The sequence below is a fragment of the Chryseobacterium endalhagicum genome (assembly GCF_016745235.1).
GTDB classification, from domain to species: Bacteria; Bacteroidota; Bacteroidia; order Flavobacteriales; family Weeksellaceae; genus Chryseobacterium; species Chryseobacterium endalhagicum.
In genome coordinates this window covers 1-16,689 of record NZ_JAELVM010000003.1, presented here as the reverse complement: position 1 = coordinate 16,689, position 16,689 = coordinate 1, and the positions used below count along the sequence as shown (strand labels likewise).

The following is a 16,689-nucleotide window of genomic DNA, read 5'->3' as shown; positions in this document are numbered from 1 at the left end:
CGACTGTTAAATTCAACGATCCGTCATATTTTCAAATTTTCACTCTTCACTTTTCACTCTCTTCTGGCTGATGAATTGAAAAACAGAGCCTGCGATAAAAAGAATAAATAAAACCAGCAGGGTTTGGCCGATAACCGGATCATTGATCCCTGTAGCCAGCGGATGTCCTATGGGAACGCGGGTAAATGTTTCATTGACGGTAGGCACCAGCGACAGAAAAAAGCTGAAAGACAGCAAAAAGTTCTCAAAATACCGGGCTTTTGTGTTTCCTTTCTTTCTTGCATAGAGAAAATAGGCCAGGCCGACCAAAAGAATGATAAACAGGGAAAAAACGTGCCCCGGATTGAATCCTCCATGCTTTGAGATTCCCAGTGATGTTAATGAAGTTACAAGTGTACCGTAAAAATAGAGTTTCCCCGATACAGTTCCCAAATTGATTTTACCATATCTGATAAAACCTGCCAATGCACCCGCAAGCGCCGCGATGCCGATAATAGTGTGAAAAATTCCTAAGCTTGATAATCCCATCATTATAATTTTTTAGGTTAAATAATCCGTTGTTCCCTGTGCGGAAATATGAATCTCCTGAAGGAACAGTGCAAAATTGCAACAGAAAGAAGGGATTAACTTTGTGAATCAGTTCAATTATTTGGTATTCTCGTCCATGAAAGAAGTAGCTTTTAATCGCTTTAAATAAGTATAAAACGTTACTTGTTTCTTAATTTCTGACGGTATTCTCTGGGAGTACGGCGGTATTTATCGCTGAAACTTCTGGTAAAATTAGCAAGGTCATTGAAGCCGCAATGGAAGGCAATTTCAGTGATCCGCTGGTCGGAAACCAGTAAAAGTTCGGCGGCTTTTTCCAGCTTTTTATTTTTAATATAATTGGCTGGCGTATCATTGTATAATTTAGCAAACTCTCTTTTGAAGGAAGAAAGACTTAAATGACTTTGCTCTGCCAGCTGTTCAAGGCTTAACTGGGAAAAAAGATTGGCTTCAATGATCTGTTTAAAAGTATAAGCAGCAGGAGAAAAAAGCTGCGACAGGATGAGTTGTACCGCTTCCGCATTTTGTGTTTGGGACAGCAGCAGGATAATTTCTTTCAATTTCAGAACCAGGATATCTTCATTCACCAAAGATGGATTTTCAAAGTAAAACAATAAGCCTTCAATATACTTTTGAATGAGAAAATCGTTGTTTATTTTTTCATTGGACTGGTTTGAAATGGTATTTTTAGGGGGCTGAAGCAATACAGGCAGCTCCCGGTCATAAATTTTCTTCAGAATATCCGGATAGAAAGTAACGATGACGATCTCACATGTACTGTCAGAATGGGCATGATGGATCTGCTTTCCCGCGGTAATGCAGTTCAGAAATAAAGAATAGTTCGCAGGAATATTTTCCTCCACGTTATCCGCTTTATATCGGAATTCACCTTGTAAAACATACAGAAAACAGGCCTGCTCGGCAACAGGAAAATCATACCTGAATGGTGAGGTAAGCGCAAGCTTTTGTATCAATGGCTTTCCAAACAGATCGTATTTCTTATAATCGTTGATCATAATTCCCCTAAATTTATCTTAAAACTTTAACCGGATTTAATGATTTAACTAATTTATAATTTCTCCTTTAGAATCCTCCAGCTTTTCACGGAATTTCTGAAGCTCTTCCGTTCCTGGACGAACCCATTCTGCTGCTTCCCCAATGATTTTTAAAGGGGATTCGGAGCGGTAGGATCGGGTAGGGTTACCCGGGAATTTTTTATCGGTCAGATTAGGATCATTTTCATAATTTCCTGTTGGCTCTACAATATATACACGCTCCTTTCCATCGCCTTTTGCCAGTGCAGCGGCAAGTCCGGCACCATTCACCAGCGCCGTAAAATAAATATGATTCATTTTGAATTCAGACTTATAATTGGAATTTCCGCCCGCCGTAAGTACATCGCCAACCTGCAGATCTGCTTTCGTACCATGATAAAAAGGCCCTTTATCTGAAGGGTTGTTCTTTAACTCTAATGCCAATTCAGAATTTTCTTTTGCCTTTTCCGCATTACCAGAATCTTCATAGCATTGGGCGATGTTGGCATACAGAGAAGGCAGGGCACTCTTTACAGTATCATCATTGATCTTCAAGGCATTTTCCAAAGCGGTTTCGAGCCATTTTAATTTTTCAGAAACCGTTTTTTGGTGCCGGGAAACATAATGGGCAGCAAGAAATTTTTCGTGATCATTTGTTGCTTCTTCCCAGGCCTGCATAAACAGCCCGGCTGCCTCGTCCGGCTTGTTGTTTTCTTCCAGGCTCATTCCCTGAAGACACAGCTTAATGACATTGTTGAAGGGTGAAAATTCCATGTTCTGATTTTTTTATCAATCTGATTATAATAGGATGGTAAATTTAAACAAATAGACTAAATTTTTCCAGGAAATCAGGATTTAATAAAATCAATTGAACAATGACTATTCCATAGGGTCATAAATATTGTCAAAAAGAAACATTTTTTAAATTCATAATCAGACTCTTGAATTCATATATTATTTATTCATTTCCGGCCAGGCAAAACCAACACCTCCGTGCCGGTACCTTTCGGTTTCCAGATAAAAAGAATTCACGCCCTGAAGTCCCACTCCTGCATAATATACGAATCGGTCTACATGCTCCTGATATTCGCCGAATTCCCGGTATTCAGCATGCAGGGCGAGTAGCTTGGCCAGTTCTTCATTATGGATCCGGAATGCCTGCGAACACGCATCCTCCAGCGAAAGATTATATTCCTGCTGCAATACAAAAACCAGGTTAAAAACTTCAGTTCCCTTTGCCATTTCTTTTGGCAGAGAATGAATATCATTTTGCCACGCAACAACCAGGGTCATATGGGAAATCATTTTCTGTACGACAATATGCTCAAAAATAGGTTCAGGAAGCACCAGGCCCGATTCAATTTCCCCAAAGATCAGATAAGGGCGCATCAGAACAGAATACTCACGGATCGTTTTGAAAAGGGTAAGGGAAGGCGGACGCTGTGCTATTTTATAAGGATATTCCAATTCAATTCCATATCTGAAAGATTGATAGAAATAATAGATAAAACGTTCAACCCACATGTCCGGCATCAAAGCACGGAATTCATCCCGGATCAGGGCCATATGCTGATAAAGTGCATTTTCATCCGCTCTGGGTTCAGCCCCTTTGAGAATATCCACACAGCGAATCCGTAACTGCTGGATTTCCTCCAGCGACGAATTTTCCACCTGATCATCAAGCGCAACATACTGGAGCATAAATCTGTTGCAGGGAATGCTCTGTTCATAAGTCAGATCTGGCCACATACGCGCTGTACACATATGCAGTCTCATTTTCTTATAGATGGTGCGCTGTTTTTCAGTCAGGAATGTGTAGTCGTTATCAATCCAGCCATCCATATCTTTTCCCATCTGTTCAGCATGTGGGTTGATAAGGTCAGGCCAGGGATAATGGCCGAGCGGCAGATAATCTTTTGAATGATAGTCTTCTGGTCTCATATGGTTTAATATTTAAGTTTTTTGTAGTGATAAATCCTTTTATATTTGATTCAGTTTTTCCCGGAGCTCAGCAGCATTGGGAAATTCCATAGCATTGTAGCGCGCCAGCTTTGTAGAAATATTTTTCCAGCCGCTGAGGACCATACTCATGTAGTGTACCCAGTTGACAACCGCTTCCTGCCAGATCCCGAAATCGGGGAGTGAGGCCTGTAGTGCTACGAATTCTTTCAGGTCTTCATTATGCAGACGCAAATCCTCAAGACATGCTTCTTCCAGAGAAATCTGATGCTCGTTCTGAATTACTTTCACGATATTGTAGTAAATACTTCCTGTGGCTTCATCTTTCGCAACCGACTGTACTTCATTGAAATAAGTGACCAGATGACAGGCCAGCGCCTGAAGACGGCAGATTACAGGATGTTCATGGATTTCCGGAGGCAGGACAACGCCGGTTTCCACTTCCGTAAGCTGAAGAAAAGGATACAGGCAGATAGAATCTTCCCTTAAAGCAATGCATTCCGTAATGGTTGGATAGGTTTTATTTTTCTTATACTTCAGTTCCGTTTCCAGCCCGATAAAATATCTGTTGATCATCTGGCTGAAACGGAAAACAGATTCCTCGGGAATAAATTGAAGCAGTTCCTGTCTTAACGAGTTCAGCATGGCTCCTAAAGGTATAGTTGATTCCGCAGCACTGATTTCACCATTCAGTATGGCAATGGACTGCGACCGTACATATTCAATATCCTGAGGTTCACTTTCTTCATAAAGATCATCATTATATAAAGTCCAGAGCATTAATCTGCAGATGGGCTTAAAACGTTCCACCGGAGCTGTAGGAAACCATTGAGCCGCAATGTGAGCTGTTTTGGTTTTTTTATACTTTTTCCGCAGATCGGGATTATTTTCATAAAGCCAAAGGTATTCTCCGTCTATCCACAGGTTTTCGGTGATTTCCTGCAGCTGATCTGCATTGGGGTTCTTTAAGGTTGGGAAAGGATACTTAAATTGGTTATTAAGGAGTTCAAGTGTGTTCATGGGTATGGTTTTAATTTCACATAGGGAAAAGGGTATCTGTAAAAACTGGCCCGGACCGGACATGATGAAGCGGGCCACATACAGCCTGTAAAAGATGTAATAAAATTAAAAGCAGCTTAATAGAGGAGTGCCTCTGCAAAAAAGAGCTCAACTTATATTGTATCCTTTTGATAGATCGTATAACCAGTCATCCGGAAAAAATTTCGTGACCGTTTAATCCCAAGCTAATCATCTGCTCATTAATGGGAAGACGGATGGTATTAAATGGGAGACTGGTTTTTTGCGTAAATTGACAGCTATCCTGTAAAGGAATAGTGTTTGGGAATTAAAGCAGAATTACTTTCCAATTCCTGAGGGGAACAAATTTTTCATAGTTGTAATTTGATGTTTATGGTTTTAGTTTGTCCTACTAATTTAGAAAATTATTTAACATAATCTAACTTATTTCACATATGTTTGATATTTTATGTGAGGATGCGTTACTATCCTTGTATTTATAATCGTTTGAGGAGAATTTAATTTTTTAAATTCTAGTATAAAATTCTGAAATTCTTGTTTTTATATGAAATTTTTTCACTGTTTTCAGCTGCAATTTTGATAAAAATAGAAAGCTTTACAATGTGCATTCAAAAAAAATCAATCCAACAACCTGAAATAGAAATAAAAAGAACAATTTTTGCTTGCTGTTATTTAATGAAAAAAATCTATCTTTTCCTCTCTGCATGTTGTTCCTCAGTTTTATTTTCTCAAAAGGGAGATTCAGCAACCTTTATAGCAGAAATTAAGATAGATGCTTACAAAAAACCGGCAAACTTTATTGCTTCCACAAAATCTGTTTCCGTGGTCTCTGAAAATCTTATCAATCAGAATACACCCGAACGAATGCTGGAATCTATAAATCAGACAGCAGGTGTAAGGATGGAAGAGCGCTCTCCCGGAAGTTACAGGCTATCCCTTCGCGGAAGCACGTTGAGATCGCCTTTTGGCGTTCGCAATGTAAAAGTTTATCTGGATGATTTTATTGTATCGGATGCTTCGGGAAATACTTATTTCAATGTGATTTCTCCTGAACTGATCGACCGGATGGAAATTTATAAAGGACCGGAAAGCGGTGACTACGGAGCCGTGACGGGTGGTACTGTTCTTCTTAAAACCAAAGATTCGGAAAACCTTTCTGCCCATCTTTCCATAGGGAGTTATGGGACTTTTAATCAGAGTTTTGATGTGTCAAAACAGATCGGGAAACATTTCGTGGAAATCTTTCAGAATTATTATCAGACAGATTCTTACAGACAGCAGTCTGAAATACAGCGGAAGCAGGTCTTTATCAAAGATCATTTTCAGTATTCAGAAAAAGGATTACTCACGGCTATGGTCATGTATACTGATCTGGACTATCAGACACCCGGCGGATTGACTTTTGAACAAATGCAGGCTGATAGAAAACAGGCAAGGCCGCGAACTGCTGCGCTGCCTGGTGCCCTAGAGCAAAATGCAGGAATCCGCAATAAAATGGTTTTAGCAGGACTTTCAAATGAATATCATTTTAACCGGGAGTTTTCCCATTTTATTTTGGTTCAGGGTTCATACGTTGACTTTCAGAATCCGTTTATTACCAATTTTGAGAACCGTTTTGAAAAGAATCTGGCATTACGGACCCATTTGAATTATAAGAAAAACTGGGATAAGATTTCCTTAGCTTACCGGTTTGGCTTTGAGGGTGGTATCAATGATATATTGGTGAAAAACTATGATAACAACAAGGGATATGCAGGCAGTCCTCAAAATTTTGACCGGATAAAAAATACTTCAGGTTTCTATTTTCTGTCACAGAAATTAAATATTAATACTCAACTTTTTACGGATATTTCGATCAGTCTTAATTCAAATTCATATCAGTGGGATCGGGTTTATCCACAGTCAGAGAGCGGCAGAGTAGTGTTTAAAAACCAATGGCTTCCAAACTTTGGACTGACTTACGTTTTGGCAAAAGGTTTTTCAGTCAGAGGAAAGATCGGGAAGGGCAATTCTGCTCCCACCAATGAAGAAATACGGTCGTCCACCCAGGAATTTAACCGTAACCTGGGTCCTGAATTTGGGTGGAATAAAGAAGCAGGCATTAGAAAACAGTTCGGAAATTATATTTTTATAGAAGGGAGTTATTTTGATTTCCGGATGAAAGATGCCATTGTGAGAAGGCAAAATGACTCCGGACAGGAATATTTTGTCAATGCAGGCGAAACAGTTCAGAAAGGGTTGGAAGTTCTTCTGGAAACGAATGAATTTGATTTGAAAAATAACTTTTTCAGCAAAATAAAATTCCGGTTTTCAGGGGCTTTTTACAAATTTAAATTCCAAAACTACCGGCAGAATGAAAATGATTTCTCCGGGAATGATCTGACTGGAGTTCCCGGAACAACGCTTAACAGCTTAGTGAATTTTACTTTTTTCAAAAAGCTGTCTGTTGACTATTCTCATTTCTATACTTCAAAAATCCCTTTAAATGATGCCAATTCTGTCTGGTCCGATCCATCTCTGATCGGAAATATCCAGTTCAGGTTTCCGGTTGATGTTGATAAAACAAGACTGAACCTATATCTGCAGATTCAGAATCTTTACAATGAGGATTATGTATCAGGCTTTGATATCAATGCCTTTGGAAACCGGTATTATAATCCTGCTGCAAAAAGAAATTTTGTATTGGGCATTAAAGCGCAGTTTTAAAAGCCGAAAACTTCATTGACTTCTTAAGGTTGAAAGTTCAATCTTTTTTCAGATGAAAATAGCCCCAATGGATGATGTTTACTAAACAAAAATCAGATTATATTTTATCGTAAAAGCAATTAGTTCTGCTGCCGTTTTTGTATTTGTTTTACGTCTAAGGTTGCTTTTGTGATTTTCCACAGTGCTGTATGATATAAAAAGTATTTTAGCAATTTCAGGAGTATTATAGCCTTTTGCTATCAATATTAATATTTCTTTTTCGCGCTTGGTAAGCTGTGGTAATTCAGGATGTATTTCCAACATTTGCTGATCAGCATGCTTAAAGTATTGAATTTCCTTATTATTGAAATTCATTATGGAAAGCACAGGCATGCTGCTGATTTTTAAATGGGATAAATCATAAATAACAAGTAATGACATTTCTACTTCATTATAAGAGTTGATAAGATTATGGGGCGCAGTCAGCATGATCCAGCGGTATTCCTTTTTTTCATTCAACATTCTTCCGTAGAAATTAAATGTCAGACTATTGCGGTTTATTTCGTCAGTATTTAAAAGTACGCTTGCAGAATAAGCAAATGCTCTTAACAGATATTGCTGATCATGAGGGTGAAATAAATCGATAAAAAAGTTGCCTGAAGCCGAAAGCCATTGCTCTTTGGTAAAAGGAGTAAGTGATTCTACATTATTGCTGACCATATGTACTTTAGAATCTTTATTATCTGAAATATACCAGAAAAACTGACCTATGGCAAATGTATTAATACTCTCTATAAAAGGGAAAAATACATGCAGATCGTCAATACCATATTCTTTAGGGAAAACAGCTCTTTTTGGATCAATAAATTGATAAGGATTGGTGGATTTTAGTATTTCCATTATTGTGTTATTTAAATCAATTCAGTACTTGGCTGAAATTCTAAAGTTAAATATAAAATTAGAAATAATCAATTTTATAACTATGATTTCTGGTTTTTTTACTGTGAAAATACTCTTTCATCTTGGTCTAATATATTACTTAAAGGGATTATAATTTATTCTTTGCTTACCATGCAGCTGGCATAATGAAAAATTTTTATCATTCCCGATACAACTTTATACAATTCAATAGCCATAAAATATAAATAGTATCTGCGCTTTTTTAAGCCTGAAAAATGATGGATTTCCACTATTTCTCATCTAAAACGGGTAGGATAATTTTGCACAAAGAAATAAAGAGACAACTATTCTGTCAAATGATAAGCCTGGCTCTAAAATTTATATTTAAAAACATTTTATGAAAAAAAACAGCATTATTCTCGGGTTAATTTCATTATTTATCAGCGTTGCGGCATATTCGCAGGTAGGTATAGGAATCGCCCAGCCCAATACTTCAACAATGTTGGAAATTTATGGTACTGATAAAGGGATATTGATTCCCCGAGTGGCATTAAATTCAATAACCGACGCTACAACAATTACAAAAGGTAATGTAAACAGCTTATTGGTTTATAACACCAATACAGTGGCAGGAAGTGTAACTCCGGGTTATTATTACTGGCTTAACAATAAATGGATGCGCCTGACAAATGATGATGACTTAAAAACAATAGGAAAGAATTTAACTTCCACAGATCTGCTTATTACCAATGGCGTTGGTGCTACCCTTACAGCAGTATCAGCTGATATAAAAGATGAAGCCGTTACTACTAATAAAATAGCAAACGGAACTATATTACCCATTGATCTGGCAAATTCAACAGGTCCCAATCAAGTCCTGGTTACTGGGGCAAATAATGCTCCGGTATGGTTAAATCAATCAGTTTTAGCTGCTTCGTCTGAACCATGGAAAATACAGAATTCAACCAACCCTGCAACAGACAATACGCAAAATATTTACCAAACAGGTAAAGTAGCGATAGGCAGAGCAGTGACTACCGCATTAACTGGTGCTGATGCCACCGCAGCGTTATATGTAAACGGGACTATTACAACAGCCAACTCCTTATATCCTGATTATGTGTTCGAAGAATATATGAATGGCTTTTCAGAATTAAAAAAAGATTATTCTTTTAAGTCCTTGCATGAAGTAGAACAATTCATCAGCGAACACAAACACCTTCCGGGAGTAACCGGCATTAAAAACCTGAATAAAAACGAAAACGGAGACTTTGTTTTTAATCTTTCCGAACTGTCCGTGCAAACACTTGAAAAAGTAGAAGAGCTTTACCTGCACGTCATCAATCAGCAAAAACAGATTGAATTAAAAAATAATGAGGTAAAAGAATTAAAAAAAGGAAATCAGGAACTGCTTGAGCGCATTCAGAAATTAGAAAATCTGGTTGATCATCTAAAAAAACATTAAAAGATGGGACAAATTGAAATTTTCGAGGAAAAAAGCATCAAAACGATAAAAAGAATTGGGTTGAAGGGCTTACTGGCTGTCCTAGTACTGGGCAGTGCCAAAAACTATGCGCAGGCAACGGGTGTGGGTACCAAAAGTCCTCAGGCAACATTAGATATTACCGGAAACCCGGGACTTGCCACCGCCATGGACGGTATGATACCTCCACGTATTACGGGCGCGCAGCTCAGGTCCAAAACCTATACTTCTGCACAAAGAGGCGCCATCGTTTTTGTTACCGCTCCAGATTCTGCTCCATCAGGGCAAACCATAATGGTAACTGCAATGGGGCATTATATATTTAATGGAACAATATGGAAAAAGATCTCAAGAAAACTGTCTTACGGCGCTGCTTCTGATTTTATTTTGTATTCTGCAGAATCAGTGATTAATCTAAATCAGATAGCTGTAACCTCTTCCAACCAGAATGGAAATATTAATAATATAGATCTGGGTTTAAAAAAAACAGTTATTATTCCGCCTAAAACGACAGCAAAAATACTGGTAAACTACAATATTCCTATCATGTCCAGAGCGGCAATTTTCCGTGGTTTTATTGGGATAAATTTCAAAAAAAATGATGTGGAAATGACTGCAGGATCAAGAAGGTATACTTTCATAAATGGAGTTTATTTTGGACAATCTACTTTCTTTAGTGGAGTAGGTAAATTTGCAGAAACCGTTGTAAACACTGCAAATTCCCCGTTAGTTATAACGTATTCTGCCACCGCGTTTACAGAAAAAATAAGAGGAAGTATTACTTTTAATTCAATGTCATTGGAAAATATTGTTGGGGGAAGTGTCATGGACGTGGCAGTCTATCTTGATTTGGATAATTAAACAGATTTCTCCCCCAAAAAACATACATACACTCAATTTTAAGCGATATAAAAAATATAACGCTGCAATAACAATAACTTTTAATCTAAACATAGATATGCAAAAAATGACAAGAAATAGGAGTACAGCAGGACGTTTGTATTTACCTTTTTTAATGATTATATTCTCGGGATATTCACAACTTTACGCACAGTCCAATACGGGTATTGGAACCAAAACCCCTCAGGCAACATTAGATGTGACCGGAAAACCGGGTTCAACGGTAGATATGGATGGTATTATCCCTCCGCGTATTACAGGGGCGCAGCTTAAGGCTAAAACCTATACAGCTGCACAACAAGGCGCTATTGTGTATGTGACTACGCCCGATCCATCAGGATCAGGACAAACAATTTATGTAAAACAAAGTGGCTATTATTATTTTAACGGTACCGTTTGGGTAGGACTTGCTACACAGACCAGTGATTATTCCATGTACTTTCTTGAAACCATATTTGCCACTGCACCGGTAAATGCTCCATTAACCATGGCAATACAAAAAAATATAGATTTGGGAATTTCCAAAACCATTACCGTTCCTCCCAATTCTACCGCAACCATATTACTGGATTATAATGTACCGGTAGGTACACCCAGCGGAAAAGGAACCGGGTATTATGGGATTATTATCTACAAAAATAATGTAGAACAGGCGCTTGGATCAAGAAAATTTATTGCCGTAACAGATGATTCACCCACCAATCCGTCTACGTCATATAGCATCATAACAGCAACAGGAAAGTTCTCAGAAACTATTGTTAACAATACCAATGCAGACATGCTGATTACTTACAAACTAAATGGCTTTACCGAAAGTTTAGAACTTCAGGCCCGTTTTAATATGTTTTCAGCTTCACCCACAGTTGCCAATAATGCCAGCTGGGGAATAGGCGGAATGACAATTACCGGATATCTGAAAGAAAATAATTAAAGTACTGGGGTTGAGATTTGGATACAATCTATGCAAATGCAGCTTCCTTAGAATGTGTTCTTATTCTGGAATCTCCAGATAAATCAAGGGTTTTACCACAGGTGAAAAGCACAGATGAAATCTCGAAACCCGCGCTCGGAATGATGATAAACACTCACAAAGCCGGAATGAAAAGGCTGGCTCTTTTTAACAGAACAGAAAACCATAAAACGGTTCTAAATTTATAAATGATGATTAGTCTGCGTGTATTAAAGATACACGCAGGTTATTGAAAATGCAAAAAACACACAAATGAACTTCAAAAATATTCACATAGGGCAGATGATTGAAAAACGGGTTTCAGAAAGTAAAATAGAGCTATCCCGCATCCGTAAATTTTTTCAGGATACAGATCAGGAAATCTGTGAAATGTATCTCAAAGAAAGTCTTCCTACCGATATCCTGCTGAAATGGAGCAAGCTTTTGGAATATGATTTCTTCAGGCTTTACACTCAGCATCTGATACTGTACGCTTCATCATCAGTAAAGGAAATACGGGTAGATAAAAAGACAATACTGCCTCAATTTCGAAAAAATATCTACACCAAAGAAGTTATCAATTTTATATTAGAACAGATAGAAACAGGAAAAATGACAAAAATGCAGGTAATGGAACGATACAGAATTCCTAAAACAACATTATACAAATGGATAAAAAAATACAAAAACCTGAACATTTGATCAGTGAGTATTTGAAACGATGTCGAAAACGTTTTTGCTTGTACGCTTCAAAGATGATATGACTTGTAAAATAAAAATCAGAAAATACTATGGGAAAATCAATTATTAATTACCATGCCATTTACACGGATATTCTGCAAAATAAGTTTCCTCAAAAGAAAGAAGAATGCAGAAATTTGTTAGAAAAGCAATACCTGTCCGCTATCGATATTATTGAACTGAACAAAAAAATCTTTGGAATCCCTGACAAAGAAACAGAATCTGAAAACCGGAAACACCGGTCCTATAACAAATCCGATATTCTGGAAATTTTGGATTATCAGAAAAAGAAACAATTCAACAATAGTCAATTGGCAAGTCATTTTAAAGTGAGTCGGAACACAATAGCAAAATGGAAAAAAAAATTTTTGTAATATCAGAGAGAAGCTTCCTTTTTTAATGAATGGGATACAAATAATCTCTTAAGATGATCGGTATCTTTTCTTATGAATTATCTGTTTGGTAGCCCCACCAGGGATCGAACCTGGATCTAAAGTTTAGGAAACTTTTATTCTATCCATTGAACTATGAGGCCTTTTTTTGAATAGAATAAAAATACTAATTAATTTAAATAAACCTGAATTCAGGATAAAAAATAAGACTAAAAGGCTGGAAGCAGGAAGCGGGAGGCTGGAAGTTACTACCAGACAAAATATTCAACAGCTGTCTTTAAATTTGTTGAAGCGGATTGAAAAATAATAAAACCCCGGCATTTCTTCCTTTTGACTTCAATAACCTCCATCTTCCTGCTTCAAACTTCCTGACCCTATTGCAGAAAATGTCTTATATCAAACTCAGGTTAAATAAAAAAGACTTTGGCTATGCAAAGTCTTTTGATTCTGTAAACTGAACGGATACTTCAGGTTTATTCTTTTACTATTTTCAGGTTTTCAAAACTGCCGTCTTCAAACTGTACATTCACCATATAAACTCCTTTGGAATAGGTCGTGAAATCAATTTTAGCATCGTATGCTTTTGAGAAAGGTAAGGCCTGAATTTTTCTGCCATCAATACTGTAAATTTCAACTGCTTTTATGATTTTTCCGGCTTTCAGGAAACCTGTATCAGAAACCGGATTAGGATAAAACTGGAAACTTCTTATAGCATACTCAGAAACTGCCAGCTGATTACTGTTAATCGTCTTTGTAACCGTTTCAGAACATGAATTTCTGGTTACCGTAAGCGATACCGTGTAGGTTCCTGCCGCAGCATAAAGATGTGTGGGATTCACAGAAGTTGAGGTTGTTCCGTCTCCAAAATTCCATAACACGGTGTCATAGTTGGTTGAAAGATTGGAGAAAGAGATGTTCTGTGCACCGCCGCTTACACTGAAACCGGCATGCAGATGAAAAACATTCGAATTCCATTGCGCAGGGTTCATGAAAAATGTCCCGTCTGCCAGCTGCTGGTAATATTCTGCTTTGTTTTGTGTCATCCCGCTGTAGAATGTGGAAGGGAAAATTCTGTCCTGAAAAAGTGCCGCATATACGGAGGCTGCCACAAGATAACTTCCCTGAGGGCCGGGATGAACATCATTATAGGAACCATGCAGCGCAAGATCCTGGGTTGCAGTATAATGTGCTCTTGCAGATTCTCCGGCAGGGATCATCTCTACATGCATAAGATTCGACATCTTCGTGATAGAATCCTTAATGATTTTCTGAAAATTGAAATAGGTATTGTATTCCGTTTGAGAAGGAACACCATACGGAATCTCGTACAGGAATATTTTGGAACATGGACTGTATTTCCGGATGGAATCTCTCAGTTTACGGCCTCTTTCAGCGGTTAGAGAAACAGCATGAGTATGGCCGGCAGATTCACCGGTTCCGGGCTGCATCACCACATATTTGTAATTTTTAGCGCGGATAGTCTGATACAATGCATTGTCGTTGACGTGATTCACAAATCCTGCGCCTCCTACGGTATGGGAGGTCACTTCAACAGTTTTTCCTTTTGAAGCCGCCAGGTCTTTGAAAAGGACAGGCATATCATTGAAATAGGTCATGCTGTTGCCGATAAATAAAACCTGATCAGTCTGAGAAAAAAGCAAAACAGAAAAATTGATCAGAAAAAGAAGTAGAATTCGGGTAAATATAGTGGTCATGAGGATTAAATTTTTTTTGATACGTTAAAACCTGTAGCCCATAAAAACAGGACTACAGGATTATAAAATAACAGGTATGAAATATAAAGGGTTGATCATTTTCAAAGGAAAAGATAAGTTTCAGATCCTGAAAACGGGTAATGAACAATTCGGGTAAAATAAGAAGTAGTTTTTTGCCATAAAGTAATTTTTTTAAATGATAAGAATAGTTATTTATATAAAAATAATATAATGATTAGTGAATTATAATGAATATTGAAATATATTTGCAGTCATAAAAAAAACTTGATTTCTGAATTGCTGAGGTAGTGTTTGTTTAAAAAAACTTTCCCGAAGGTAACCATTATTTTCTTTCCGGAATCCATTTAAAACACTGATAAGTAAAGAGTAGTATCTAATGCGTACCTATATTATACCGCAAGGAGCAGCCCTGCATCGCAGATTGAGGAGTACTAAAAAAACAGTATGGCTAAAATATTATTTTCGTGTTTATTTCTCTTTTTTCTATCGTATTCCTTTTCGCAGAAACTTACCGAAGAAAATTATAAAAACGTCATTTTTGATGTAGAATTTACTACAGCGGGCGACCGGGAAATTAAAAAAATTGACAGTATTATTTCCATTTGCCATCAGTCCGGGTACAACAACTGTGAAACATTCGGGTATCTTAAAATAGCCAATATTTACAACAAGAACAATGATATTAAAAAGGCATTTTATTATACAGACCTTGTTGAAAAGAAAAATCTTATCACTTCCGATACCGATCTTGAAGCGGTCTTTTATTTTTACACCATCCGTTCCCTTTTGTATCAGAAATTAGGAGAAAGAGTGACCTCCCTTAAAATGCTGGATGAGGCAAGAGGCAGGATAAAAGACAACCCTTATTTTGAATATCTCCTGGACTGGCAGTATGCCGGAATCTATAATGAGATGAATGATAAGAAAAAAGCATTAAAAGCCTATAAAAATGCTTATCTGAAAGCAAAAGAATTCAGAGAAAAGCAGGATCCCGATATCAGAAAAAACATGAATAAAATAAGCAACAGCTATAAACCTATTGCTTATCTCGCAGGCATGTATCTTGAAGCCGGAAAGATGGATTCTGCCAAAATCTATATTGAAGAAGCCCTGCGTGAGACAAAAGATATCCAGGAGAAAGGGATTCAATATATTACTTCCTTATATGCCGGAAAGTATTATATGCAGGCCGGAGATTACAAAAAAGCACAGCATCACCTGCTTATCTGCAAAAATATATCCGTGTACCATTACAAAAGCCAAAACAATCGGGAAGCAGTGATCACAGATCTGATCAGCCTTTATGAAAAAATGGGTGAGAAGGACAGTGCGGCATACTATTCCAGGGAATTACTGACGGTGAAACAATTTAATGAAGCCCAGAATAAAGTACAAAAGGATATTCTCGATAAAAGGAAGGCCGGGGATGAAGCGAACAAAAAAGAGGAAAGAAGTACTTTAATTTATATCTGTGCAGGTCTTTTGGTGGCTATCATCTGTATTGCTCTGTACTTCTTTTACTTTAAAAAAGAAAAAACAGAAAACATCAGTGTTTCTCCTGAGATCATTGCAGGACAGGACAACGATCTTTTTGAGCAGGTCATTATGCTGGCCAAAGAAAATAACCCCGAATTTCTCACCAGATTTAATGATTACTGTCCCGGCTTTTCCGAAAAGCTCCTTGAAATAGAAAACTTTAAAAGCTCGGAAATCCGTTTCTGTGCTTACCTGTACCTGAATTTCTCCACCAAAGATATTGCGGAATATACTTTCACCTCAGTAAGAACCGTTCAGACGAAAAAATACCGTCTCCGGAAAAAGCTCAATATTCCAAATGATATGGATATTTATCTGTGGTTTAAAACATTGATGAAATAAGAGCAGAGGATGGAAGAAGGAAGAGGGAAGCTGGAAGTTACTGCTGGACGCTAATATTAAACATTTACTGTAAAATTTGATGTAGCAATTACTCGTTGTTTATTTTAAACCCTTGTATTTCGTAAATAAGTGAAACGCCTTTGTTTACCTTAATTTTAAAGGAATTAAAATCATTTCTTTGTCTTTCCTTGTGTTTAATAATCGCAAGGCTAAACAAAGTTTTTAGAATAAAATCTTATAATAAGATAAACAAAGGCATTTCATTTAAAAAGTAAAACAAAATATCTTATCCGTCCGTACTGATTATTCAAGAATCCATTTTGTTTTTTCAGTAATTAATATTAAATATTTACTGTAAAATTTGATTAAGCAGTTACTCGTTGTGCATTTTAAATCTTTGTATTTCGTAAATAAGTGAAACGCCTTTGTTTACCTTAATTTTAAAGGA

General features: G+C 37.2%; 15 protein-coding genes, 1 tRNA gene and 1 pseudogene. 8 read left to right on the top strand and 9 right to left on the bottom strand.

Annotated features, from left to right (window positions below):
- Positions 1 to 39: 39 nt before the first annotated feature.
- The 6 genes and pseudogenes from JET18_RS15850 to JET18_RS15830 form a co-directional block, all read right to left on the bottom strand.
- Positions 40 to 531, bottom strand: coding sequence for a hypothetical protein (locus JET18_RS15850; protein WP_228728573.1), 492 nt, complete (start codon positions 529 to 531; stop codon positions 40 to 42).
- 176 nt (positions 532 to 707) lie between these two features.
- On the bottom strand, positions 708 to 1,562 hold the full coding sequence (locus tag JET18_RS15845; RefSeq protein ID WP_202092616.1) for a helix-turn-helix domain-containing protein: 855 nt from the start codon (positions 1,560 to 1,562) through the stop codon (positions 708 to 710).
- A gap of 48 nt (positions 1,563 to 1,610) precedes the next feature.
- Positions 1,611 to 2,024 (bottom strand): NAD(+)--rifampin ADP-ribosyltransferase, encoded by a 414-nt coding sequence (arr, locus tag JET18_RS21980; protein WP_394369525.1) that lies wholly within the window; start codon positions 2,022 to 2,024, stop codon positions 1,611 to 1,613.
- A pseudogene (locus tag JET18_RS21975) lies at positions 2,013 to 2,258 on the bottom strand (NAD(+)--rifampin ADP-ribosyltransferase); the annotation flags it as partial. The pseudogene JET18_RS21975 and the gene arr, both read right to left, overlap by 12 nt.
- 276 nt (positions 2,259 to 2,534) lie before the next feature.
- The gene (locus JET18_RS15835; protein ID WP_202092611.1) at positions 2,535 to 3,521 is read right to left on the bottom strand and encodes a terpene synthase family protein; all 987 of its coding nucleotides are present in this window, start codon (positions 3,519 to 3,521) and stop codon (positions 2,535 to 2,537) included.
- A gap of 39 nt (positions 3,522 to 3,560) precedes the next feature.
- Complete coding sequence (locus JET18_RS15830; protein WP_202092609.1) at positions 3,561 to 4,559, bottom strand: terpene synthase family protein; 999 nt, start codon at positions 4,557 to 4,559, stop codon at positions 3,561 to 3,563.
- Between the two features lie 693 nt (positions 4,560 to 5,252).
- Here JET18_RS15830 and JET18_RS15825 point away from each other — a divergent pair.
- Positions 5,253 to 7,283 (top strand): TonB-dependent receptor, encoded by a 2,031-nt coding sequence (locus JET18_RS15825; RefSeq protein WP_202092607.1) that lies wholly within the window; start codon positions 5,253 to 5,255, stop codon positions 7,281 to 7,283.
- An 81-nt stretch (positions 7,284 to 7,364) separates the two neighbouring features.
- Here the strand turns inward: JET18_RS15825 and JET18_RS21970 are convergent, their stop codons facing one another.
- Entirely contained in the window at positions 7,365 to 8,162 is a 798-nt protein-coding gene (locus tag JET18_RS21970) for a helix-turn-helix transcriptional regulator (RefSeq protein ID WP_202092605.1), read from the bottom strand.
- A 397-nt stretch (positions 8,163 to 8,559) separates the two neighbouring features.
- On the opposite strand from JET18_RS21970, the gene JET18_RS15815 reads away from it, so the two are divergent.
- From JET18_RS15815 to JET18_RS15795, 5 genes are all read left to right on the top strand, one after another.
- A complete protein-coding gene (locus tag JET18_RS15815) occupies positions 8,560 to 9,627 on the top strand; it encodes a DUF4200 domain-containing protein (protein WP_202092604.1) in 1,068 nt (355 codons plus the stop codon).
- A gap of 3 nt (positions 9,628 to 9,630) precedes the next feature.
- Complete coding sequence (locus tag JET18_RS15810) at positions 9,631 to 10,506, top strand: hypothetical protein (protein ID WP_202092603.1); 876 nt, start codon at positions 9,631 to 9,633, stop codon at positions 10,504 to 10,506.
- Positions 10,507 to 10,612: 106 nt separating this feature from the next.
- Positions 10,613 to 11,476: a hypothetical protein gene (locus JET18_RS15805; RefSeq protein WP_202092602.1), complete on the top strand. Its 864-nt coding sequence runs from the start codon at positions 10,613 to 10,615 to the stop codon at positions 11,474 to 11,476.
- Positions 11,477 to 11,767: 291 nt separating this feature from the next.
- The gene (locus JET18_RS15800; RefSeq protein WP_202092601.1) at positions 11,768 to 12,196 is read left to right on the top strand and encodes a transposase; all 429 of its coding nucleotides are present in this window, start codon (positions 11,768 to 11,770) and stop codon (positions 12,194 to 12,196) included.
- 89 nt (positions 12,197 to 12,285) lie between these two features.
- Entirely contained in the window at positions 12,286 to 12,609 is a 324-nt protein-coding gene (locus JET18_RS15795) for a helix-turn-helix domain-containing protein (protein ID WP_202092600.1), read from the top strand.
- An 86-nt stretch (positions 12,610 to 12,695) separates the two neighbouring features.
- On the opposite strand, the gene JET18_RS15790 is transcribed toward JET18_RS15795, so the two are convergent.
- Positions 12,696 to 12,770: transfer RNA gene (locus JET18_RS15790), tRNA-Arg, on the bottom strand.
- Positions 12,771 to 12,923: 153 nt separating this feature from the next.
- Between JET18_RS15790 and JET18_RS15785 the strand changes: the two genes are divergently transcribed.
- Positions 12,924 to 13,085, top strand: coding sequence for a hypothetical protein (locus JET18_RS15785; RefSeq protein ID WP_202092599.1), 162 nt, complete (start codon positions 12,924 to 12,926; stop codon positions 13,083 to 13,085).
- Between the two features lie 15 nt (positions 13,086 to 13,100).
- On the opposite strand, the gene JET18_RS15780 is transcribed toward JET18_RS15785, so the two are convergent.
- Complete coding sequence (locus JET18_RS15780) at positions 13,101 to 14,342, bottom strand: PKD domain-containing protein (protein ID WP_202092598.1); 1,242 nt, start codon at positions 14,340 to 14,342, stop codon at positions 13,101 to 13,103.
- 465 nt (positions 14,343 to 14,807) lie between these two features.
- Here JET18_RS15780 and JET18_RS15775 point away from each other — a divergent pair, with 465 nt between their 5' ends.
- Positions 14,808 to 16,241, top strand: a complete 1,434-nt coding sequence (locus JET18_RS15775; RefSeq protein ID WP_202092596.1) for a tetratricopeptide repeat protein — start codon at positions 14,808 to 14,810, stop codon at positions 16,239 to 16,241.
- Positions 16,242 to 16,689 lie beyond the last annotated feature (448 nt).